The organism is Flavobacterium tagetis (assembly GCF_016735615.1).
GTDB lineage: Bacteria > Bacteroidota > Bacteroidia > Flavobacteriales > Flavobacteriaceae > Flavobacterium > Flavobacterium tagetis.
The window spans coordinates 1,568,997-1,592,615 of sequence record NZ_JAERSF010000001.1; the positions used below are offsets into that span (position 1 = coordinate 1,568,997).

Annotated in this window: 22 protein-coding genes and 1 tRNA gene; 9 read left to right on the forward strand and 14 right to left on the reverse strand. The window is 33.6% G+C overall.

Annotation, left to right across the window (positions count from 1 at the left end; translation table 11 throughout):
• Window positions 1–61 precede the first annotated feature (61 nt).
• Window positions 62–134 (reverse strand) — tRNA-Phe (locus JI750_RS06805).
• A 104-nt stretch (window positions 135–238) separates the two neighbouring features.
• Here JI750_RS06805 and JI750_RS06810 point away from each other — a divergent pair.
• The 4 genes from JI750_RS06810 to JI750_RS06825 all read left to right on the forward strand — a co-directional run bounded on the left by JI750_RS06810 (window position 239) and on the right by JI750_RS06825 (window position 2,589).
• Entirely contained in the window at window positions 239–1,003 is a 765-nt protein-coding gene (locus JI750_RS06810) for an enoyl-CoA hydratase/isomerase family protein (RefSeq protein ID WP_201999532.1), read from the forward strand.
• A 90-nt stretch (window positions 1,004–1,093) separates the two neighbouring features.
• Complete coding sequence (locus JI750_RS06815) at window positions 1,094–1,270, forward strand: hypothetical protein (protein ID WP_167511651.1); 177 nt, start codon at window positions 1,094–1,096, stop codon at window positions 1,268–1,270.
• Window positions 1,271–1,302: 32 nt separating this feature from the next.
• Window positions 1,303–1,755, forward strand: a complete 453-nt coding sequence (locus JI750_RS06820; protein ID WP_201999534.1) for a 6-pyruvoyl trahydropterin synthase family protein — start codon at window positions 1,303–1,305, stop codon at window positions 1,753–1,755.
• Between the two features lie 90 nt (window positions 1,756–1,845).
• Window positions 1,846–2,589, forward strand: coding sequence for a UDP-2,3-diacylglucosamine diphosphatase (locus JI750_RS06825; RefSeq protein ID WP_201999536.1), 744 nt, complete (start codon window positions 1,846–1,848; stop codon window positions 2,587–2,589).
• Between the two features lie 101 nt (window positions 2,590–2,690).
• Here JI750_RS06825 and JI750_RS06830 read toward each other — a convergent pair whose 3' ends face one another.
• From JI750_RS06830 to JI750_RS06870, 9 genes are all read right to left on the reverse strand, one after another.
• On the reverse strand, window positions 2,691–3,902 hold the full coding sequence (locus JI750_RS06830) for a cytochrome c3 family protein (protein ID WP_201999538.1): 1,212 nt from the start codon (window positions 3,900–3,902) through the stop codon (window positions 2,691–2,693).
• Window positions 3,903–3,985: 83 nt separating this feature from the next.
• The gene (locus tag JI750_RS06835) at window positions 3,986–4,342 is read right to left on the reverse strand and encodes a hypothetical protein (RefSeq protein WP_111425144.1); all 357 of its coding nucleotides are present in this window, start codon (window positions 4,340–4,342) and stop codon (window positions 3,986–3,988) included.
• Window positions 4,343–4,438: 96 nt separating this feature from the next.
• Window positions 4,439–4,795 (reverse strand): hypothetical protein, encoded by a 357-nt coding sequence (locus JI750_RS06840; RefSeq protein ID WP_201999540.1) that lies wholly within the window; start codon window positions 4,793–4,795, stop codon window positions 4,439–4,441.
• A 141-nt stretch (window positions 4,796–4,936) separates the two neighbouring features.
• Window positions 4,937–5,851 (reverse strand): alpha/beta hydrolase, encoded by a 915-nt coding sequence (locus tag JI750_RS06845; protein ID WP_201999542.1) that lies wholly within the window; start codon window positions 5,849–5,851, stop codon window positions 4,937–4,939.
• Window positions 5,852–7,135 carry an MFS transporter gene (locus JI750_RS06850; protein ID WP_201999543.1) on the reverse strand — a complete coding sequence of 428 codons (1,284 nt, stop codon included), beginning with the start codon at window positions 7,133–7,135 and terminating at the stop codon, window positions 5,852–5,854.
• Window positions 7,122–8,825 (reverse strand): single-stranded-DNA-specific exonuclease RecJ, encoded by a 1,704-nt coding sequence (gene recJ / locus JI750_RS06855; protein WP_201999545.1) that lies wholly within the window; start codon window positions 8,823–8,825, stop codon window positions 7,122–7,124. Before recJ ends, JI750_RS06850 begins: the two co-directional genes overlap by 14 nt.
• A gap of 260 nt (window positions 8,826–9,085) precedes the next feature.
• Entirely contained in the window at window positions 9,086–9,430 is a 345-nt protein-coding gene (locus JI750_RS06860; RefSeq protein ID WP_201999547.1) for a HopJ type III effector protein, read from the reverse strand.
• 118 nt (window positions 9,431–9,548) lie between these two features.
• A complete protein-coding gene (gene rsmI / locus JI750_RS06865) occupies window positions 9,549–10,268 on the reverse strand; it encodes a 16S rRNA (cytidine(1402)-2'-O)-methyltransferase (RefSeq protein ID WP_201999549.1) in 720 nt (239 codons plus the stop codon).
• Between the two features lie 45 nt (window positions 10,269–10,313).
• Window positions 10,314–11,384, reverse strand: coding sequence for a DUF8457 domain-containing protein (locus JI750_RS06870; RefSeq protein ID WP_201999550.1), 1,071 nt, complete (start codon window positions 11,382–11,384; stop codon window positions 10,314–10,316).
• 236 nt (window positions 11,385–11,620) lie between these two features.
• Here JI750_RS06870 and JI750_RS06875 point away from each other — a divergent pair, with 236 nt between their 5' ends.
• Together JI750_RS06875 and JI750_RS06880 are read left to right on the forward strand one after the other, a co-directional pair.
• Window positions 11,621–12,211 carry a thymidine kinase gene (locus JI750_RS06875; protein ID WP_066033411.1) on the forward strand — a complete coding sequence of 197 codons (591 nt, stop codon included), beginning with the start codon at window positions 11,621–11,623 and terminating at the stop codon, window positions 12,209–12,211.
• A gap of 43 nt (window positions 12,212–12,254) precedes the next feature.
• On the forward strand, window positions 12,255–12,674 hold the full coding sequence (locus JI750_RS06880) for a DUF8479 domain-containing protein (RefSeq protein ID WP_201999552.1): 420 nt from the start codon (window positions 12,255–12,257) through the stop codon (window positions 12,672–12,674).
• Between the two features lie 60 nt (window positions 12,675–12,734).
• On the opposite strand, the gene rpoN is transcribed toward JI750_RS06880, so the two are convergent.
• From rpoN to JI750_RS06900, 4 genes are all read right to left on the reverse strand, one after another.
• On the reverse strand, window positions 12,735–14,195 hold the full coding sequence (rpoN, locus tag JI750_RS06885; protein WP_111377432.1) for an RNA polymerase factor sigma-54: 1,461 nt from the start codon (window positions 14,193–14,195) through the stop codon (window positions 12,735–12,737).
• Window positions 14,196–14,354: 159 nt separating this feature from the next.
• Window positions 14,355–14,750 (reverse strand): GxxExxY protein, encoded by a 396-nt coding sequence (locus JI750_RS06890; protein ID WP_201999554.1) that lies wholly within the window; start codon window positions 14,748–14,750, stop codon window positions 14,355–14,357.
• Between the two features lie 197 nt (window positions 14,751–14,947).
• The gene (gene asnS / locus JI750_RS06895) at window positions 14,948–16,393 is read right to left on the reverse strand and encodes an asparagine--tRNA ligase (RefSeq protein ID WP_073410629.1); all 1,446 of its coding nucleotides are present in this window, start codon (window positions 16,391–16,393) and stop codon (window positions 14,948–14,950) included.
• Window positions 16,394–16,984: 591 nt separating this feature from the next.
• A complete protein-coding gene (locus JI750_RS06900; RefSeq protein ID WP_201999556.1) occupies window positions 16,985–19,351 on the reverse strand; it encodes an efflux RND transporter permease subunit in 2,367 nt (788 codons plus the stop codon).
• 288 nt (window positions 19,352–19,639) lie between these two features.
• On the opposite strand from JI750_RS06900, the gene JI750_RS06905 reads away from it, so the two are divergent.
• From JI750_RS06905 to JI750_RS06915, 3 genes are all read left to right on the forward strand, one after another.
• The gene (locus JI750_RS06905; protein ID WP_201999558.1) at window positions 19,640–20,401 is read left to right on the forward strand and encodes a sensor histidine kinase; all 762 of its coding nucleotides are present in this window, start codon (window positions 19,640–19,642) and stop codon (window positions 20,399–20,401) included.
• Window positions 20,364–21,083 (forward strand): LytR/AlgR family response regulator transcription factor, encoded by a 720-nt coding sequence (locus JI750_RS06910; RefSeq protein ID WP_201999560.1) that lies wholly within the window; start codon window positions 20,364–20,366, stop codon window positions 21,081–21,083. The genes JI750_RS06905 and JI750_RS06910 overlap by 38 nt, the downstream gene beginning before the upstream one ends.
• A gap of 113 nt (window positions 21,084–21,196) precedes the next feature.
• Window positions 21,197–23,467 carry a cation:proton antiporter gene (locus JI750_RS06915; RefSeq protein WP_201999562.1) on the forward strand — a complete coding sequence of 757 codons (2,271 nt, stop codon included), beginning with the start codon at window positions 21,197–21,199 and terminating at the stop codon, window positions 23,465–23,467.
• Window positions 23,468–23,619 lie beyond the last annotated feature (152 nt).

Below are 23,619 nucleotides of genomic sequence, written 5' to 3' on the forward strand. Positions count from 1 at the left end.
TGTCACCTTCCCGATTTTTCATCGGGACGCTCTAGCCAAAATGAGCTAATCCCCCGTTTGTTGAGAAATAGAATTCGAACTGTCACCTTCCCGATTTTTCATCGGGACGCTCTAGCCAAATGAGCTAATCCCCCAAAGTGTTAACAAATAAAGTCAATTAATTCTCAAAAAACAAATTTCGAGAAGTTTCGGATGAATTATTTTCAAAAGCGTAACTTTACCTTTAAATGTAATTTTTATGAGCCTAGAAAATACAAACGGAAGCTTAGAAACTTCTTTTCAAAATACTGTTGCAATTGTGCAATTTGGTCATCCTGCAAGTAATTCTTTTCCGCGTGAATTGTTAAATAACCTTACTGCTGAAATTAATTCTTTAAGTAGAAATGAAAATGTTTCGGTTATTATCTTAAAAAGCGAAGGAGAAAAAACGTTTTGTTCAGGAGCTTCTTTTGATGAACTTTTGAAAGTCGAAAATGAAGAACAAGGTATAGAATTCTTTTCAGGGTTTGCACATTTGCTGAATGCGATGCGTAATTGCAATAAAATTATAATCGGACGTGTACAAGGAAAAGCTGTTGGTGGCGGTGTCGGAATTATTTCGGCTTGCGATTATGTTTTTGCAACTTCCAAAAGTGATATAAAATTATCTGAATTAGCTATCGGAATTGGACCATTTGTAATTGAACCAGCGGTTTCTCGAAAAATAGGAAAAACAGCAATGACTGAAATGACTTTAGCGGCTCATGAATGGAAATCGGCAGATTGGGCTTTTGAAAAAGGTCTTTTTTCTGTTTTATGCGAAGCTGAAAATTTGGATGCTGAGGTCGAAAGTTTTGCAAAAAAGCTAAGTTCATATAATCCTGAAGCGCTTTACGAAATGAAAAAGATTATTTGGGAAGGAACTGAACAATGGGAATCTCTTTTGTTTGAACGTGCTGCTATTACAGGCAAATTGGTTTTGTCTGATTTCACGAAAAATGCTTTGTTGCAGTTTAAAAAATAGGTATGATATAAGTCATTGATTTTGGAAAAATAGGAGCATAGCTTTGAAAAATGTTTTAAAATCAAATTTTCACTACATAAATTATTGAACATGACTATTATTTCGTTAATGCAAAAAGTTGACATTGCAGAGAAAATTAAAGATGCTCCAGACAGCGGTTATCAAATTGGCGTTGTCATTGGATCTTTTATTCCGTTTCTAGTTTTGGGCGGAATTGCTTTGTGGATGTATCTTAGAGCTAAAAAAAGAGCTAAAAACGGCAATTAATTTGTAAATTTGCAAGCTTAAAATAAAAATCGATGAGTAATATCAGAATTACAAAACAATTTAGTTTCGAAACCGGTCACGCTTTGTACGGTTACGACGGAAAATGCAAGAACGTTCACGGACACAGTTATAAATTATCGGTAACAGTTATTGGTTCGCCAATTACAGACCGATCGAATGTAAAGTTCGGAATGGTGATTGACTTTTCTGATCTAAAGAAAATTGTAAAAGAAGAAATCGTCGATCAATTTGATCATGCAACTGTTTTCAATCAGACAACTCCTCATATCGAATTGGCAAATGAATTGAAAAATCGTGGACATCACGTAATCTTAGTAGATTATCAGCCAACTAGCGAAAATATGGTGGTAGATTTTGCTGAAAGAATTAAAAATCGTCTACCTGCTGGAATTTCTCTTTTCTCACTAAAACTTCAGGAAACAGAATCTTCTTTTGCAGAATGGTACGCAAGCGACAATATTTAAAAATGTAAATTCCAAATTCCAAACTCTTCGACTTCGCTCAGAGAGACAAAAGTCTAAAATTCTAAGAAGTCTAGTAATCTAAAACTCTAAATGAAAAAAATATATTTTGCCTCAGATCAGCATTTTGGTGCGCCAACTCCAGAATTGAGTTTGCCGCGTGAAAAGAAATTCGTGGCTTGGCTTGATGAGGTTAAGGAAGATGCTGAAGCAATTTTTTTATTGGGAGATTTATTTGATTTTTGGTTTGAATATAAAACAGTTGTTCCAAAAGGTTTTGTACGCATTTTAGGCAAGCTGGCAGAAATTCGCGACAGCGGAATCCCTGTTTATTTTTTTGTCGGAAATCATGATCTTTGGATGAATGATTATTTTGAAACCGAATTGAATATTCCGGTTTATCACGATAACAAAGAATTTACTTTTAACGGAAAGACGTTCCTGATTGGTCACGGAGACGGAAAAGGTCCTGGTGATAAAGGCTATAAAAGAATGAAAAAGGTATTTACAAATCCGTTTTCAAAATGGCTTTTCCGTTGGTTGCATCCAGATGTAGGCGTTAGTTTAGCTCAATATTTATCAGTGAAAAATAAACTGATTTCTGGTGACGAAGATGTGAAGTTTTTAGGTGAAGAAAACGAATGGCTTGTTTTATATGCCAAACGAAAACTAGAAACCAAACATTACAATTATTTCATTTTTGGACACCGCCATTTACCCATGATTATTCCGGTTGGAGAAAACTCGGAATATGTCAATCTTGGCGATTGGATCGGATATTTTACCTATGGTGTTTTTGACGGTGAGAAATTCGAACTTAAAAAATTCGAGAAGTAGTTTAGTCGAAAGTCAAAAGTCGAAAGTCAAAAGTCGAAAGTCAAAAGGGTAAATTAATACGGAAAAAACTAATCAAAAGTCGGAGTCGAAAAACAAAATTTTTATTTTGTGCTCGTTGGGTAAATTCCGATTTTATGCGTTCGCAGAATATATTCTGAAAGCTGTTTACTATTTGAAAGCTGAAACTTAATTGCTCCAGATGCTTTTTTCGGCATGTGGCATTCTACACAATTGCTGGCCAATAACTTCTCAGGCATTATTTTTAAAGTAGTTTCTTTGTGTTTTAAACCTTGATGGCAACTCATACAGATTTTGGAATACGAAGCCATGTTTTTAGAGGCATTTTCATGCGGATTATGGCAAGTAATGCAATCCATTTTATCACTTTTTATAAAACATTTGCTTTGTGCCATTAAACGAAATTGATTGCCATGAACATCAAAGTTTGCGGTGTCTGTTATGCTTCTGGTTTCACGAAAGAATTCTGATAAATTATCTCCAGGTTTAAATTCAAAACGGGATTTTAGTTTCATTCCGTCATTTCCGGCGTGACATAAAGCACATGCATCTAATCTTTGCTGTCTCTTTAAAGTTTTAAAACTTGTGATGCTATTGCCAATTTTGACATTTGGATTTTTAAGATGAAAGTCAACATGTTTTTTGGCTGGACCGTGGCATCGTTCACAGTCAATTCCGTAAACAATTGTTTCTTTTCTAATGATATCTTCAACATCCATAGACATCATATTTCTTTCATCAGAATTTTGGTTCATGCTTCGACTACTGGCATTTGAGGCGTGGCAAGAGTAACAATCTTTTACCACCATACGGTCAAAATATGGTTTGTCTGCAGGAAAACCTGGACTTGTTGCCCAATTGTTTATGGAGTGATAAAAAGAAACTGGCAGTTCGTATGTATTATTGTCTTTCCAGTAAACTGAAGTTTGAGCGTGCTTGGTTCCAAAAACAATTTCAAATTTGTATTTAGCCGTTTCTTTACCGTTTTTATAAACAACTTGATACAAGCTGTCTCCACGTTTTTCCATGACCAATTTGGTCTCTTTATCATAAATGAAAGTATGATTTTTAGAATCGAAATCGCCTGATACATTTCCTAGAATTGCTGGAGAAGTTGCCTTAAAATGCGAACTTTTGAATGCCATGTCAGATTGCACTTTATGGCATTGTATACAGCTTTCTGACCCCGCATAATCGGTTCCGCGCGGATCAATATATTCCTCTGATTTGTTGTTGCAGCTGACAAAGAGAATTGCCAGAAGTAATAAGGTAAGTAGAAATGCAGCTTTTTTCATTGCTGTAAATATACTTTTTTTTGAATTGAATCAAAATATATTTCAATAATGAAAAAATGCTGTTAAAATATTTAGATTGCTTCTTAATTCATGCCAACTCCATAAACATATTCATCCAGTTCAATTTTAAATAAGGAACCTTCAACCAAATCTTTAATTGATTTTAATTCGGTCATGTTTACAGCCAGATCTATAGAATTGCAAGGTGTTTTCAATAAAAACTTATGGCAGGAATATTTCATTTCGCATGCTTCACAACAAGCATTTTCTATCATGCTGTCTTCAATCAAATCGCAAAAATGATTTAACTCTTGAACTGTAAAATAAAAGCCTGTTTCTTTAAAAACCAATTGTACCTTATCTGAAATCGTGGTATTGTGATCTTTCCAGTAAAAAGCTATTCCAAAGTTATTATGATATATCTGCTCAATTTCTCTCATCGTAAATCCTTTTATTTCAACAAATATAAATATTATTTATATTAATTCTAAATAAAAAAATCATAAAAATTTGAAAAAAATATTTTGTAGCACGCTTTAGTTCATACCCGAACCATAGATATATTCATTGAGATTAAGTCGAAATAATGAACCGTCAACCAAGTCTTTTATAGAATCTAATTCCATTGGTGATATTTCTAAATCTATAGCAACATATGGTGTTTTCAATAAAAATTTATCGAAGGCGCGTTTTACGCCACGCGCATCATAATCATTATGGTCTGTGACGCAGTCTTCAATTAAATCGTGAAATTCATTTAACTCTTGAACTGAAAAATAAAAGCCCATTTGTTTAAAAAGCAACTGGATTTTATCTGATATAATTTCGTTGCCTTCTTTCCAATAAAATGAAATTCCAAAATCGTTTCGGTATATCTGCTCGATGTCTTTCATGGCAAATTTTTTTAGGCCACAAAGATACGCTCTGTTTGTATTAATACTTGATTAATAAAAACATAAAAAAAAGCTAAAAAATATTGCTAATTATTGATTATTAGTTTGTTATGTTGTTTGATAAAGTTCGTTTTATAAAGATTATTGCAGCCAATATTGTAGTTTAGAAATAAATACTGCTTGCTGGTCAACAAATAAATAATGAGAGCAATTGTCAAGGAAAGCGAAGTGATTTTTTCCAGTTATAACTTTCATAGAATTGATTTGATCCGATGAAAAAATTCCATCATTTTTTCCGTAAATTCCATAAATAGGAACTCCAGCGGTTTTGATTTTCTTTAAAAAAGGTCTGCTATCAATGTTGTTTTGTTTTTCGTTTTGATAGAAGAGAAGCGGAGCATTTTTATTTCGAATATTAGTTTTATAAAATTCACCAGCTTCATAATCGGCATATAGTTTTTTAGATTCTGTAGTTGGATTTGGCATTTTAAAAAAGCCGTTTTCACCAGCAAGTTCATAACATCCTTTTCTGTATTCAGCTGAATTTTTATCTAAGTTTTCAACGATGCTTATTCTTTTCAACTGTTCAGAATCGTTACTGTATTTTTTCTTTAATGTATTTAGAATATGATCGTAAGTTTCCTGCTGCGAAAATAAAGCTCCAGCCAAAACCAAAGCGCTTACATTCTCTGGATATTTATGGGTATAAAGTGTCGCTACCAAACCGCCAAAACTGTGGCCAAGTAAAACAGCTTTCTTTAAATGATATTTTGCATAAATTGAATTCAGATCCTGAAAAGCTTCGTCATAAGTAAACTTTGCATTAGAATCTGTTGATCTTCCTTCGCCTCTTCGATCATAAGCAATAACATAAAAACCTTGTTCAGCTAGTTTTTGAGCTGTTGTTCCTTCAAATAATGTTGCGTTGCCGCTTGGTCCGCCGTGAATAAAAATAATGGGTTTATTCTTTTCGTTTCCGTAAGTTTTAATGTAAAGATTTTGTCCGTTTACGAAAAAGGAAAATAAAAGAAATACAGAAAGAAGAAATGGCTTCATTTACTCCAATTTATGATGTTCATCCATATCTCTTTTTAAATCTAAATTTCTAAAGGTTGGAGATTTCAATGCAGTAAAAACTACAGTTAAAAGCGTAACGCTTCCGCCAAAAACAACTGATGTTACAGCGCCCATCAACTTAGCAGTTGCACCACTTTCAAAAGCACCTAATTCGTTAGAAGATCCGACAAAAATTGAATTTACAGCACCAACACGCCCGCGCATGTGATCTGGAGTTTTAAGCTGTAAAATCGTCTGACGGATAACTACTGAAATTCCATCAGCCAACCCGCTTAGGAATAAAGCAAAAACAGAAAGCCAGAAATAAGTAGAAAGACCAAATAAAATGATCGACAATCCGAAAACGAATATGGCGATTAAAAGTTTTTTTCCTGCATTTTTGTATAAAGGCACATAAGCCGAAACAATCATTGTAATAAAAGCACCCACAGCAGGTGCAGCTCTTAAAATTCCGAAACCTTCAGAACCTACTTTCAAGATGTCTTGGGCGAAAACTGGCAATAATGCAACGGCCCCTCCGAAAAGTACTGCGATCATATCTAATGATAATGCGCCAAGAACAATTTTGTTTTTAAATACAAAAGTTAAACCTTCGGTAAGACTATCTTTAATTGATTCTCCAATTTTTGGATTGATGATTGGTTTTGCGCTGATCTGCGATAAGGCGATTAAGGAAAGAATTGAGAATCCGAAAACAAGACACATTGACCAGTGAACGCCAATCCAGTTGATTGAGAATCCTGCCAATGCAGGTCCCATTACAGCTCCAATTTGCCAAACCGAACTGCTCCAAGTTGCAGCATTTGGATATACTTTTTTAGGAATAATTAAAGATAAAAGCGAGAAGATAGTTGGTCCCATAAAAGCACGAACCAATCCGCCAAAAAATACCAAAGCATAAATAGAATATAGAATTACATTTGAAGACCAGCCGCCAACAACTTTTGGCCAAGTCAATAAAAATAATCCAAAACTGATTACAGAAAAACCTAAAATACATTTTACCAATAATCCTTTTTTCTCTTTTTGATCGACAATATGTCCGGCAAATAAAGCCATTCCTACTGCAGGAATAACTTCCATTAAACCAATAATTCCTAAAGAAAGCGGGTTTTTAGTTAAGCTGTAAACTTCCCATTCTATTACAATAAATTGCATTGACCAGGCAAAAACCATCGCAAAACGCAATAATAAAAACACGTTGAATTCTCTGTAACGAAGCGCCTGATACGGATCAGGTTTATTGGATTTAATTTCTTCCATCTGTTCTAATATCTTTCAGCATAAGCTGAGTTGAAATTGTACCGTTCCATTCATTTTCGGCAATTGTATAAGCCAGCTGAAACGGATTTTGATTTTTTGCTATGTTTAATTTTTTTCCGAGTCCAAAGCCAATTGCGGCAATTCCGTCGGAGTTATATTGTTTGACGAAAAGTCTTAAATGCTCTTCTTCTGCGCCTAAAGTTTTGGCATAACCAGTATCTTTTAGATCTCTAGTCATAAAAACTGGCGTCATATTTTGCGGACCAAACGGTTCGAATTGTTTTAAAATGCGAATTAGCTTTGGGGTGATGTCTGAAAAATCAATTTCAGCATCAATTTCTATTTCAGGAGTTCGCATTTCGGGTTGAATGGTTTCCTGCACGCATTTCTCAAAAGCTTCTTTAAAAAGCTGATAGTTTTCGGCTTTCAATGTCATTCCTGCTGCATACATATGTCCTCCAAATTGTTCCAAATGTTCTGAACACGCATCTAAAGCATTATATACATCGAAACCTTTTACAGATCGGGCAGAAGCTGCATATTTGTCTCCGCTTTTGGTGAAAACTAAAGTCGGGCGATAATAAGTTTCAATTAATCTTGATGCTACAATTCCGATAACACCTTTATGCCAATCTTCCTGAAAAACAACTGTTGAAAAACGTTCTTCTTCGTTATTTTGTAAAATTTGCTGAAAAGCTTCTTTGGTAATTTTTTTGTCTAAATCTTTTCGGTCAGCGTTGTATTGCTCAATTTCCGAAGCAAATTGCTGAGCTTGCTCAAAGTTGAATTCAGTCAATAATTCAACGGCATGATTTCCGTGTTTGATTCTTCCAGCGGCATTAATTCGAGGAGAAACAATAAAAACAACATCGGTAATATCTAAAACTTTCTTTTTTACCTGATGAACAAGTGCTTTAATTCCAGGTCTTGGTTCGCTGTTGATGACTTTCAAACCGAAGTAAGCCAATACTCGATTTTCTCCTGTTATCGGAACAATATCTGCGGCAATTGCAGTAGCAACTAAATCCAAATACGGAACTAAATCTTCAATAGTTTCATTTCGATTCTGACCCAAAGCCTGAATCAATTTAAAACCAACTCCGCAACCGCACAGTTCATCGTAAGGATAAGAACAGTCTTCTCTTTTTGGATCTAAAACAGCAACAGCATCAGGAAGAAATTCTCCTGGACGGTGGTGGTCGCAAACAATAAAGTCAATGTTTTTAGCTTTCGCGTAAGCGATATGATCAATAGATTTGATTCCGCAGTCGAGAGCAATAATTAAAGAAATTCCATTATCGTCTGCGTAGTCAATTCCTTTATATGAAATTCCGTAACCTTCGTCGTAACGATCGGGAATATAAGTGGCAATATTAGGATAATGTGATTTTAAATAGGATGAAACCAAAGAAACCGCTGTTGTTCCGTCTACATCATAATCGCCAAAAACTAGAATGTTTTCTTCGTTTTGAATGGCGCGTTCAATTCGCACAACGGCTTTATCCATATCTTTCATCAAATACGGATCGTGAAGATGTTCTAAAGACGGACGAAAGAAATTCTTTGCCTCTTCAAAAGTTTCAATACCACGCTGAATCAAAAGTGTTGCTACAAAATCTTCTACATTTAAGGCTTGTGCCAAATGTTTAATTTTTTCTTCAGAAGGTTTTGGTTTTAATGTCCAACGCATGGTTGAGTTTAGATTTTAGATTTTAGACTTCAGATTTTTGAAATCGTTTAATCTGATGGGTAATTTTTTTTTTGCCACAGATTAAAAGGATTTAAAAGATTATTTTTTTTGCCACGAATTACACAAATTTTCACTAATTAAATTCGTGCTAATTTGTGTAATTCGTGGCAACTTTCATATTAATCTGTGTTAATCTTTTTAATCAGTGGCGAAATATTTTGTACAAAAAAAGGCTTCGACTACGCTCAGCCTGACAAATGTTATTTTGCTTCTAAAGCATTTCCTTCGAACTTAATTCCGTCCCAACCTAAGTTGATGAAATTTCTAATATTTTGATGGTTAGTCCCGTTTGGATCTCCTAAAACTTCTTCAAAATAAAAAGCTCCAAAGCAGGCTAAAGTTTCTTCTTTACTTAAATTTTGCAGTTTTGCGAAAGAAAACAATTTGCAAGAACCTGAATTTTCGCCTACTGCATTATATTGTGTTCCGTTTTGAAAAGCAGTTGGAGTAAAATTGTAATTTTCTTCAATTACTGCAATAGTCTCAGGAAATGTGATTTGCGTTGGAGTTTGTTTTACTTTTTCTAAAAAGGCTTGAATGCTCATGATTTATTCTTTGAATTATATTTTTTGGTTCATACTGTCACATCGAGCGGAGTTGAGAACCAAACGTGCATCTCGACTCCGCTCGATGTGACAAATGAAATTGAACTAACATTATTTTTTATTCTTCTTCGTCCTTAGAAAATTTACTTTTCTTAGGTTCTTTTGTTATTGTTTTTCCAGCAACGACAACTACGATTTCTCCTCGCGGTGCTGTTTTTTCAAAATGTGCTAGAACTTCTTTTGCCGTTCCGCGTACATTTTCTTCGTGTAATTTTGATAATTCTCTCGAAACGCAAACTTGTCTGTCTTCTCCAAAATACTGAACAAATTCACTAAGAGTTTTAACGAGTTTGTGTGGAGAAACGTATAATATCATCGTTCGGATTTCTTCGGCTAAAGCCAAAAAGCGAGTCTGACGTCCTTTTTTATCAGGCAGAAAACCTTCAAAAACAAATTTGTCATTTGGAAGTCCGCTGTTTACAAGTGCGGGAACAAAAGCCGTTGCGCCTGGAAGACATTCGACTTCAATTTTATTTTCGACACAAGCACGAGTCAATAGAAACCCCGGATCTGAAATTGCTGGAGTTCCGGCGTCTGAAATTAAAGCGATGGTTTCACCAGCTTTCAAACGTGCAATTAAATTTTCGGTGGTTTTGTGCTCATTATGCATGTGATGGCTGTGCATGTGCGTGCCAATTTCAAAATGCTTTAGAAGTTTTCCGCTTGTGCGGGTGTCTTCCGCCAAAATCAAATCGACTTCTTTCAAAACCCGAATGGCTCTGAAAGTCATGTCTTCAAGATTGCCAATTGGCGTTGGAACGATATATAATTTTGACATAGTTGTTTATTCGTGAAATGTAAAATGTGAGATGTGAAAATTTCTTTACGAGAATTTCTTTTCAATAATTCCCATAAAACGTTCTGCGTAATCGTCTTTTCCTTCCCAGTTATTGTAGTCTGGTTTTACCATGTCTTCAATAAAATCTTTTGCTTCGCTATAAGAATCAAAAGTCATTAATTGATTTAAAACACGGCTGTAATCTTCTGTGCTATTTCCAAAAAGATTTTTAGTAAATGCAATTCTGTCATTCAAATCAATATGAAAACCTCTTGCCAACTTCTCATTCAAACTTACCGATTTTGGCTGTGCAGGAGTTTCAAGAATTGCAGTTTCAATTTTTTTCTCTTCTTTGAAATCATTAATAGAAGGAGTTTTTACAGGAGGAACAGCTTCAAAACTATCTACTTTTACAAACTGCGCGTCGGCATAATTAATTCCGAAATCTTCAAATTGAATAGTTGGTTGTGAAGGAGTATCTTTCTTAGGTTCTTCTTTAACCTCCTCGATAATTGGTTCAGTTTCCAATTCAAAAGCTGGTTTGAAATCAGGAATAGGTTTCAATTCATTTATCGTTGTGAAGGAAAGATCATCAGTAACTTTTTCTGTTTCTTCTACCTTTTCAGCAATTGGCTCAACAATTTCTTCAATAACTGGCTCTTCAATTTCTGCTGCGATTGGTTCAACAGTTTGCTCAATAATTGGCTCTTCAATTTCCGCAGTGATTGGTTCAGGAGTTTCTTCGATTACTGGTTCTTCAACTTCAACGATTGGTTCAACAGTTTCAACAACTTCTGCTGGTTTTTCTTCTGAAATTTCAGGTTCATAAGATTCTTCAAGTGCAATTACTTTTTCTTCAACAGGAGCTTCAAGTTCAATTATAGCAGGAATAGCCTCTTCTTCTTTTTCAAAAATCGTTTCCAATTCGGCTACAATATTATTTTGTCCAATTGTTGGTTTTGCAGTGTCGAAATTCTCTTCTACAAATTTTAATACCGCTAATTTCTCGTATAATTTCTGAGTTTCAAGGTACAATTGATTGATATCGGATTTATTTTTAAGTTTTAAAATTCGATGTGCAATGCTAATTAAATCAGCTTCCAATTTTTTTTTCATAACTATTGAAAATTATAGTGAATAAGGTATTTTAGTGTATTTAATGTTTGAATGTCTCTATTCTCAAGGAAATTCAAAAGATAATTTTTTATTTCTGTTAATACGCTTTCGCGAATCTAAGGTTTGGTAAAAATTTTCTACTTTTGAAAAAATGTAAAACAGTACATTTTTACATCAATTTATTGCCAGTACAAAGTAATAAAAACTATTCATTTTTAAAGGTAGAAAAATACAAAATGTTTCTCGAAAATACAGTAAATCACAAAGAACAATTTGGTTGGATTGAAGTTATTTGTGGATCAATGTTTTCGGGTAAAACCGAAGAGCTGATCCGAAGATTAAAACGTGCCCAATTTGCCAAACAAAGAGTTGAAATCTTTAAACCTGCTATTGATACCCGTTATCATGACGAAATGGTGGTGTCTCACGATGCCAACGAAATTCGTTCTACGCCTGTTCCTGCAGCAGCTAATATTTTGATTTTAGCTCAAGGATGTGATGTAATCGGTATTGATGAAGCACAGTTTTTTGATGATGAAATTATTACAGTTTGCAATGATTTAGCGAATCAAGGAATCCGCGTTATTGTTGCAGGATTAGATATGGATTTTAAAGGAAATCCGTTTGGGCCAATGCCAGGGCTTATGGCAACAGCAGAATATGTGACTAAAGTTCATGCCGTTTGCACCAGAACTGGAAATTTAGCAAATTATAGTTTTAGAAAAACTGATAACGATAAATTGGTTATGCTTGGGGAAACAGAAGAATATGAGCCACTTAGCCGTGCAGCGTATTTTAAAGCAATGAAAAAGAATCACGAAAAATAGATTGTTTTACTTATTATAAGCCATGACAAAAACATTACAAAATATGAGAAAATCGACTGTTTTATTGTTAGTATTAATTGGAATAGCTGTCGCTTTCGTAGCTTATTTTCAATTTTACTTAGGCGAAAAAGAAGATGAAGTAAATACTGAAGTAGTAGAATTAATTGCAAAATATAATAAAAGCTGTCCTTTAAATATTCAGGAAGGAATTCGTTTGGACAGTGTAAGTTTGCATGAAGAAAAAACAGTTCGATACAATTTAACATTGCTGAATGTAAGTAAAGAAACGGCTGAGGTTAGCGTAATTCAAGAAGAAATTAGAAAAAGTCTTTTAAGTACTGCAAAAGCAAATACAGGACTTCAGGTTTTTAGAGATAACGATTACACTTTGAATTATAGTTATAGCGATAAAAAGAAAGTGTTTTTGTTCGATGTAAAGATTTTACCAGATCAATACAAATAAAAATAAAACAAAAAGAAACCCGACAGATCTTAAATTTGTCGGGTTTTTTATTTTTGAAAATTAAATCTTCTTTCTCATTCTTGCTACCGGAATATCTAATTGTTCACGATATTTTGCAATTGTTCTTCTCGCAATTGGATAGCCTTTTTCTTTCAAGATTTCTGCAAGTTGATCGTCTGGAAGCGGTTTTCTTTTATCTTCTTCTTCAATCGTATTTTGAAGAATCTTTTTAATTTCTAAAGTTGAAACATCTTCTCCCTGATCATTTTTCATGGCTTCAGAGAAGAATTCCTTAATAAGTTTAGTTCCATATGGAGTTTCAACATATTTGCTGTTTGCCACACGCGAAATCGTCGAAATATCCAAACCAACCATATCTGCAATGTCTTTTAAGATCATTGGTTTTAGTTTGGTTTCGTCACCATCCAAGAAATATTCTTCCTGATAATGCATAATCGCATTCATCGTTACAAAAAGAGTTTCCTGACGCTGTCTGATTGCATCAATAAACCATTTAGCAGAATCTAGTTTTTGCTTGATAAATTGAACAGCATCTTTCTGCGCAGTCGATTTATCGCGAGATTCTTTATACGTCTGCATCATTTCCTGATAATCTTTAGAAACGTGCAGGGAAGGAGCATTTCTTCCGTTTAAGGTTAATTCTAATTCGCCATCTACAATTCTAATGGCAAAATCAGGAACAATGTTTTCTGTAACTTTATTGTTTCCAGCAAAAGAACCACCCGGTTTTGGGTTTAATCTTTCAATTTCATGAATTGCTTTTTTAAGCTGTTCGTTAGAAATGCTGTATTTCTGTAAAAGCTTATCGTAATGTTTCTTCGTAAAAGCATCAAACTGATTTTCGATAATGTCGATTGCTAAATCAACATATTCAGTTGGTGTTTTGTGTTTTAACTGAAGTAATAAACATTCCTGTAAATCACGTGCGCCAACTCCTGAAGGTTCAAGTTCGTGAATTACTGTCAACATTTTTTCAACCATTGCTTCATCAGTGTAAATTCCCTGAGTAAAAGCCATATCGTCTACAATGTCTGGAATACTTCTTCGGATGTAACCCATATCATCAATACTTCCAACAAGGAATTCTGCGATTTCGCGTTCCTCATCATTCAAAATAAAAGTATTCAACTGATTGATCAAATCCTGATGGAAACTTATAGGAGCCGCAAATGGCGTTTCGCGTTCCTCGTCATCACTATAATTATTTACCTGAGTTTTATAATCAGGTGTATCGTCGTCGCTTAGATATTCGTCAATATTAATGTCGTCTGCTTCGATTCTGTCAGATTCTGCATCATCATAATCGTCATAGTCTTCATTAGCGTATTCATCAGCTTCGTAATCGTCTTCTTTTCCAGCTTCCAGAGCCGGATTTTCGTTCATTTCTTCTAATAAACGCTGTTCAAAAGCTTGCGTAGGCAATTGAATTAACTTCATCAGCTGAATTTGCTGTGGAGATAATTTTTGGGATAATTTTAAATTTAAAAATTGCTTTAGCATAGTTAAGGCGCTATTTTTTTGCCACTAAGGCGCGAAGGCACAAAGTTTTTTATTTATACTTATGTTTTTTTGCCACAAAGGCGCTAAGACACAAAGTTTTTGTTTTAATATTTGAAATTAAGGCACAAATTTTTTGTTTGCCTATATTTTATTGAGAATTTAAAATACTCTTTTTGTATTTATAAATCTTCTGATGCCACTCTTTATTAACGGAACATTGAAATTGATTAAAAAGCCTAAATCTTTATTCAATAATTTTAACTGACTTATAATTTGTGCTTCCCAAACTGGATTTATTTGTTCAACTGCTTTTATTTCTATTATAATAGAATCTTCAATCAGTAAATCTAATCTTAAGCCTTCGCTAAATTCAATTCCGTCATAAACAATCGGGATATCAACTTGGCGTTTTACATCAAGACCGGCTTTTGTGATTTCATGAGCTAAACAAACTTCATAAACTCTTTCTAATAATCCAGGTCCAAGTTGCTTGTGAACTTTGAATGCTGCGTTTACAATTATTTTTCCAATTTCTTCCGTTCTTTCAGAGAGCATATTTTTTATGATTTTGCCACGAAGACGCTAAGGCACAAAGTTTTTTTTAAGTTTTTAAATCTTAACTAAAGAATTAAAATAATACTTCGAGGTTTTATGTCTTCGTGGTATTATTTTAGTTTTTTTTTGAGCCTTAACTCAGTTAGTTTAAAAATAAACTTCGCGTCTTTGTGTCTTTGTGGCAAAAACTATATTTCTTAAAACTCTGCACTTCCAGGAGTTCTTGGGAAAGGAATTACATCTCTAATGTTTGTCATTCCAGTTACAAACAATACCAAACGCTCAAAACCTAAACCGAAACCTGCGTGAGTTGCTGATCCAAATCTTCTGGTGTCTAAATACCAGTATAATTCTTCTTTGTCAATTCCAAGTTTTTCCATTTTCTCAACCAGAACGTCGTAACGCTCTTCTCTTTCAGAACCACCAACGATTTCTCCAATTCCAGGGAAAAGGATGTCCATTGCACGAACTGTTTCTCTTCCTGGCTCAGTGTTGTCGTTCAAACGCATGTAAAACGCTTTAATGTTTGCTGGGTAATCATATAAAATTACCGGACATTTAAAATGTTTTTCAACTAAGAAACGTTCATGTTCTGACTGTAAATCAGCTCCCCATTCGTTGATTAAATATTGGAATTTCTTCTTTTTATTTGGAGTTGAATCTCTTAAAATATCAATTGCTTCAGTATAAGAAACGCGTTTGAAGTTGTTTTCTAAAACAAAGTTCAATTTTTCTAACAAAGCCATTTCGCTTCTTTCTGCCTGCGGTTTTGATTTTTCTTCTTCAAGAAGTCTTCCTTCTAAGAAAGCTAAATCGTCTTTACAGTTGTCTAAAGCATATTTGATTACATACTGAATAAAATCTTCAGCCAAATCCATGTTGTCATCCAAATCGTTGAAAGCAACTTCAGGCTCGATCATCCAGAATTCTGCCAAGTGGCGAGAAGTGTTTGAATTCTCAGCTCTAAACGTTGGTCCAAAAGTATAAATTTGCCCCAAAGCCATTGCGAAAGTTTCACCTTCTAATTGTCCAGAAACCGTCAAGTTGGTATGTTTTCCAAAGAAATCTTTTTTGAAATCAATGTTTCCTTCTTCATTTTTTGGAAGATTATCCAATGGCAAAGAAGTAACTTGGAACATTTCTCCAGCACCTTCAGCGTCAGCTCCAGTAATAATTGGCGTGTTTACATATACGAAACCTTTTTGCTGAAAATAGCTGTGAACTGCGTAAGATAAAACCGAACGCACACGCATAATCGCACCAAAAGCATTTGTACGTACACGTAAGTGAGCGTTTTCACGTAAAAATTCTAAAGAGTGTTTTTTAGGCTGCATTGGGAATTTCTCAGCGTCAGAATCTCCAAGGATTTCAAGTTTGTTCACCTGAATTTCGTATTTCTGACCTGCACCTTTACTTTCAACCAAAGTTCCAATTACAGAAACTGCTGCTCCAGTTGTGATTCTTTTTAAAGTCTCTTCTGGTGTATTTTCAAAATCAACAACACATTGAATATTATTAATTGTAGAACCGTCATTTAAAGCGATGAACTGATTATTTCTAAAAGTTCTCACCCAACCTTTTGCATTCACTTCCTGTAACGTCGTCGTACTGTTTAATAAGTCTCTAACTTTTGTGTGTTTCATTTTTATATATAATTGATATTAAATAATATTCGTTTTGAACAACTGCAAATATAATCGATAATAATTAATTTTTGAAGCTGTTTAGTTTCATCCCTATAATCTTTAATGTTTAAGAGAAACAATAAAGAAAAGTTTCCTCAAAAAAAATTTAAGAGATTGATGCTATTTTGCAATTGCTTTTTGTAATGCGGGACTAATAATCATTAATGTTTGAAAAAGAGTCAGCATTATTGGCATAACCATCCTTTGTTGAAATTCAACAGATTTATTAAAAGATTCATATCTTCTAGAATTGTTTAAATCGGGATTTTTTTCAACCATTCTTTTAATCGATTTCATCACATCTTTATTCATAAAATACATTATGATGGGAGATAAGCTAAAAAAGATTAATAATATAAAGCAAAACAGATTCATCATTTCTTTAATGTAAAGATATTTATGGATTAGAAATAAAGGAATGAAACTTCCTGCAAAGTATAATATTTGCTTTCTGTTACCCATAAAACTTACATTCAAAAATTTATAAATAGTATAATTTAATGAAATAAAATAGGCTAAGTATAAAATTTTAAAAATGAATCCCATTTCTTATTTCTCCAAACTTTCCAATTCCTCTTTTCTTGTCTTTTTCTTCTCAAAAGTTAAAACCAGCGATGGCAATACAACCAAGTTAGCAAACATGGCAAAAACCAAAGTACAAGAAATTAATCCTCCTAAAGCGATTGTACCACTGAAACTTGATAAAGTGAAAGTCGCAAAACCTAAAATCAAAACTACAGAAGTATAGAATGTGCTTACTCCAGTTTCTCTTAAAGCACTGAAAACAGATTTTTTCACTTTTCCTTTATTTTGCATCAGATCATGTTTGTATTTCGCCATAAACTGAATCGCATTATCCACCGAGATTCCAAAAGCGATACTGAATACCAGAATCGTTGACGGTTTTAGTGGAATTCCGAAATAACCCATTAATCCAGAAGTAATGCAAAGCGGTAAAATATTTGTAATCAAAGAAGCTGCTACCATTTTGAACGAACGGAATAAATACAGCATCAAAATCGCAATAGTTGCAATCGCAAACAATAAGGATTCGATTAAGTTGTGCGCCAGATAAGTTGTTCCTTTTTGGAAAACTAATGCTTTTCCTGTAATCGTAACTTCATAACGGTCTTTAGGGAAAATCTCATCAATTTTTTTGCGCAATTTCCCTTCTACTTTTGCCATTTCGTCTGTCCCAATATCTTTCATGAAAGTGGTAATCCTGGCATATTGTCCAGTCGAATCCACATACGCTTTCATTAAGTTTTCTTTACTGTTTTTGGTTGCATTTTTAGCATAACCCAAAATAAAAGTCTGTTCCTGTGAAGTTGGCAATTGGTAATATTCAGGGTTTCCGTTGTAGAAAGCCTGTTTTGCATATTTAACCAAGTTTACAACCGAAACAGGTTTTGCCAATTCTGGAATTTCAGAAATAGTATTCTGCAATTCGTCCATTTTACGAATTGTCGAAGCCTTCATAACACCTTTTTTCTTTTTGGTGTCAATCATGATTTCAAGAGGCATTACACCATTGAATTCTTTTTCGTAAAATAAAATATCTTTAAAGAAAGAAGCACTTTTCGGCATTTCACCAATCAAACTTCCTGATACTTTCATTTGTCTTACTCCATTTAAACTTACTACAAAAAGTACCGCGTAAATGATATAAACGATTGTCTTTTTACCTTTTACTACAGTTGCAACCGTATTTAAAAGTGTCGAAATGTATGTTTTGTCTAAATGGTATAAGTGTTTTGCTTTTGGCAATGGCATAAAACTGTAAATAATTGGCACGATAAAAAGTGTCAATGTATAAACAGAAAGCACGTTGATTGAAGTTACCAAACCAAATTCAAAAAGCAATTCGTTTCCTGTAATCATCAAAGTTGCAAAACCAATTGCAGCTGTTAAATTGGTCATCAAAGTAGAAGAACCGATTTTTGAAATCACACGCTGTAAAGCTTTTGCCTGATTGTTATGAATTTTAATTTCCTGCTGGTACTTGTTAATCAAGAAAATACAGTTTGTAATTCCGATTACGATAATCAGCGGTGGAATAATTGCTGTTAAAATCGTGATTTTATAACCAAATAATCCAAGTGTACCAAACGACCAAGTTACACCAACAATTAAAATACAGATCGAAATAAATGTAGCTCTAAACGAACGGAAGAAGAAAAAGAAAATCAAAGAAACTGTCAATAAAGACGCTCCAATGAAAAGTCCAATTTCACCTTTCATATTATCCGCATTGATTGTACGGATGTATGGCATTCCCGAAACTTTAAGATCGATTCCAGTTGTTTTTTCGAATTTATCGATTTTCGGAACTAAATCATTTAAGATAAAAGTCTTTCTTTCAGCCGTGTTTACTAGGGCTTTGTTCATGTAAATAGCAGATCGAACGCTTCCGCTTTCTTTGTTAAACAAAAGACCTTCGTAAAAAGGAAGATTGTGAAACAAATCATATTGTACGCTTTTTAGATAATTCGCATCAAGCGCTTTACTTTCGTCAATAAATGGCGCTAGAACAAACTTTTGGTTTACAGTATCTTTTTCTAATTTCTTTAAATCATTCAAAGCAATAACCAAATCAACTTCTTTGGCTTTTTTCAAACCGTTCATCAATTCGGTCCAAGCGGCATAATTTTTTGGTGTAAAGAATTTAGGATCTTTAAAACCAATAACAATTAAGTTTCCTTCTTCGCCAAATTTGTCTAAGAATTTTTGATAATCTTTATTTGCAATATGATCTTTCGGAAGCAAGTTAGCTTCGGTATAAGTCATGGAAAGATTCTTCCACTGATAACCAAAGAAAAGAGTTAAAGCAGAAAGTATAACCAGAATCGTAATTCGGTTTTTAAGTATGATTCGGGCTAATTTTTCCCAAAATCCAACTTGGACAGCGTTTTTCATAAAATCTTTAAAAATGGATGCAAATGTAGTGAAAAGTGCTCGAAATCATAAATATTCCACTCTATTTTACTTAACGTTAACACAAATTTGATAGTGTTGTTTTGGCTATATTTTGCCTTGTTTTATCTGTAAACCGTAAGGTTTTCCCATATTTGCAAACAATTTAGATTTTAAGAAAATTTAAATTAAGTTGTTTTCTTAGTGAAAAAGCTTCACGTAGATTCAACAGATTGAAGCAGATTCAGTAATTTTATTCTTGAATTAGACTCAAAATATAAAACCACGTAAATGCAGCAAAACAACACAACCACTTTTATTTTCTTAGCAATTCTATTGCTTTTAATTGTCATTATTTGTTTTATGGTGTATCAATTGATGCAGGCAAAAAAAGCAAAAGAAGATGTAGAAAAAAGTTTTTATGCGTTGGAGGTAAAAGTGAACGATTTGCAATTGGAGAATTTAGAATCAAAACTAAATCCGCATTTGTTTAAGAATATTTTAAATTCTATCCAGTCGCATGCGTATCAGACTTATTTTGCTCTCGATAAATTGGCCAATGTTCTGGATTATATCTTGTACGAAAGCAAAAAGAAATTTGTAACGGCCAAAGAAGAAATTGATTTTGCGATGAATTTAATCGAAATCAATAAAATTAAGATCAGTCCACTTTTTGAATTGAAAGTCAAAACCAACATTCATCAGGAAGATAAGTTGTACGATCAGCCTTTATTGGCGCCTTTAATTTCGATTGATTTAATTGAAAATGCTTTTAAACATGCGGATCTTCAAAGTGCAGATGCTTTTATTTCGGTAGTTTTTGAGTTTAAAAATAATGCTTTTTTTATGACGGTTTCGAATAAAATCTCCGACAAAAAAGTACTGAAAAAGGAACGAAGCGGTTTTGGGCACGCTACGCTTGAACATCGTCTTCGCATTATTTATAAGAATAATTTTAAACTAGACAGGTTTATAGAAAACGATGTCTATATTGCTCATCTAAAAATTGATTTACTTGAATACAAAACTGAAATGCTTGCTTCTGGACGATGAGCTTCCGGGATTGACTTATCTTAAAATGCTTTGCGAACAAATTCCAGAATTGGAAATCGTGAAAACATTTAATAATCCTGAAAAACTTTTGTCTGATATTCCCGATTTAGATTTTGATCTGCTGATTTCGGATATTGAAATGCCAGGAATTGACGGATTGCATCTGGCTGAAAAATTGCAAGACAAATTGGTGATTTTCTGTACGGCTTATAAAGAATATGCAGCCGAAGCGTTTAATATTGATGCAGTAGATTATATTACAAAACCAGTAAAATTGGAACGTCTGCAAAAAGCAATTGCAAAAGCTTTTGAACGTTTTGAAAAATCAAATTCAGATAAAAAATTCATACAGCTTAATACAGACAGAGGAAAAACGCTGCTGTATTTTAACAAAATTCAATATATAACAACTGCTATAAGCGATAGTCGCGACAAAACAGTTTTGCTTGCTGATGGAAGTTTTCTGAATTTAAAAAACGTAAAATTTGATACGCTTTTGCAGGAATTGCCCGATGCCGATTTTTGTAGAATTAATAAAAAAGAAATTGTAGCAGTAAAGTCTATAAAATTTTTTAACCATAACGAAATTGTGCTTCATCATTTAGAAGAAAATAACAAAAATATAGCTTTAATCTTAAGCGAAACCTATCGTTCTGATTTTTTGAAAAAGGTAAAATTATAACTTATTACAAAGTTTTTCCGACTTGTTACATACATTGAAAATTAGCAGGAAGTTTGCTTTTTCACTTAAAACTCAGTTCTGATATTTGCTGCAATAAATTAAAAGAACGAGTTATGAATAACATTAAGAACTCTTTATTCTATGTAACAATTATTGGTGGTTTTACAGCACTGATATATTGGGTAATTTCAAAAGGTGTTTCATTAGAAGTGGGACGCAATATTGTAAAGAAAAGTGTTGAAAGCAATCATTGGAAAGACTTTCTTCATTCTATGGTTGATAATTTACAGCATCCGTTGGCCATTTTATTGGCACAGATTATTACCATAATTTTAGTCGCACGATTATTTGGCTGGTTTTTTAGAAAAATAGGACAGCCTTCTGTAATTGGTGAAATGATTGCTGGAATTGTGTTAGGACCATCTTTGGTCGGAATGTATTTTCCGGAATTTTCAGCTGCGTTATTTCCAAAAGAATCTTTAGGTAATCTACAGTTTTTAAGCCAAATCGGTTTAATTCTTTTTATGTTTGTTATTGGGATGGAATTGGATTTAAAAGTGCTGAAAAATAAAGCGCACGATGCCGTTGTTATCAGCCACGCGAGTATTGTAATTCCGTTTGCCTTAGGATTGTCATTGGCTTATTTTATTTATGAAATCTACGCTCCGATGGGAGTAGAATTTTCTTCTTTCGGATTGTTTATGGGTATTGCCATGAGTATTACTGCTTTCCCTGTTTTAGCCAGAATTGTTCAAGAACGTGGCATGCAGAAAACTAAACTCGGAACTATTGCCATTACTTGCGCTGCTGCAGACGATATTACGGCTTGGTGTATTTTGGCTGTTGTTATCGCGATTGTAAAAGCAGGTTCGCTTGCAAGTTCATTGTATGTAATAGGAATGGCGATTTTGTATGTAATTATCATGCTAAAAATTGTTCGCCCATTCTTGAAAAGAGTAGGAGACTTAAATGCTACTCGCGAAAGTTTAAATAAACCTGTCGTTGCGATTTTCTTTATTACGCTTTTAATTTCTGCTTATGCATCAGAATTAATCGGAATTCATGCTTTGTTTGGAGCTTTCTTGGCAGGAGCAATTATGCCTGAAAACAATAAATTTAGAAATATATTTATTGAAAAAGTTGAAGACGTTTCGATCATTGTATTATTACCGCTGTTCTTCGTTTTTACAGGTTTGCGTACGCAAATTGGTTTATTGAATGATCCTGAATTATGGAAAATTACAGGTTTGATCATTTTGGTAGCCGTAGTGGGTAAATTCTTCGGAAGTGCTTTGGCGGCGAAATTTATGGGGCAGAACTGGAAAGACAGCTTGTCTATTGGAGCCTTGATGAATACTAGAGGTCTAATGGAATTGGTGGTTTTAAATATTGGATATGATTTGGGAGTACTATCTACAGAGATTTTTACTATGATGGTCATTATGGCTTTGATAACTACTTTTATGACAGGTCCAGCACTAGATTTTATTGGATTTATTTTTAAAGATAAAGCGACAGCCGTTCCGGAAGAAATTGGAACCAAAAGCAAGTATAAGATTCTGCTTTCATTTGCCACTCCTGAAAGAGGTAAAAAATTGCTTCAAATTGCAAATAGTTTGGTTAAAAAACAAGGAGACAATTCTATTGTGACAGCAATGCATTTGTCTTTAAGTACAGAAGTGCATTCTTTTGATATTAAAGAACACGAACGCAAAATGTTGGTTCCTGTAATTGAAGAATCACAACGTTTGAATCAGAATGTGGTGAGTTTGTTTAAAGTTTCTAATGATATTGATTCGGATATTATTGATACTGCAAATCAAGGCGAATATGATTTACTGCTAATTGGTTTAGGACAGTCTATTTTTGACGGAACATTGCTTGGGAAAATTCTTGGCTTTACAACCCGAATTGTAAACCCAGACCGTTTGATTGATAAGTTTACAGGAAAAGAAGGTTTGTTTGAAAACAATCCATTTGATGAAAGAACGCGACACATTATTGCTAAAGCTAAAATGCCAGTTGGAATTTTTATCGAAAAAAATATAGAAGAAGTCAATCAGGTTTTTATACCTGTTTTTAATAAAGAAGATGCTTTTTTAATTGATTATGCTAAAAAATTAATCAATAATAACGGTTCTCAGATTACAGTTTTAGATGCTGGTGGAGAAGTGAAAAATACAAGGGAAATTCAAGAAACCATTCGTTCTATTGAACAGATTGCCCCAAATCACATCATGGTTATGAATGACAGAACCTTGAAGAAAGAGTTTTTAGAAAGCCAAGATTTGATGATTATCAGTTTAGAAAGCTGGAAAAAACTAATAGAATCTCAAAGTATTTGGCTAAATAATTCTCCATCAGTTTTGATTCTTAAACCATAAGGTTTTTGAAACGCCAAAATTTTAAATCCCAAATTCCAATTTTACTTATTGGGGTTTGGGATTTTTTTTAGCCACGAATTCACGAATTTTAATGAACTTCTTTACGTAATACTTGTCGATGAATTTCACGAATTTGCGCTTATTATTAGCGG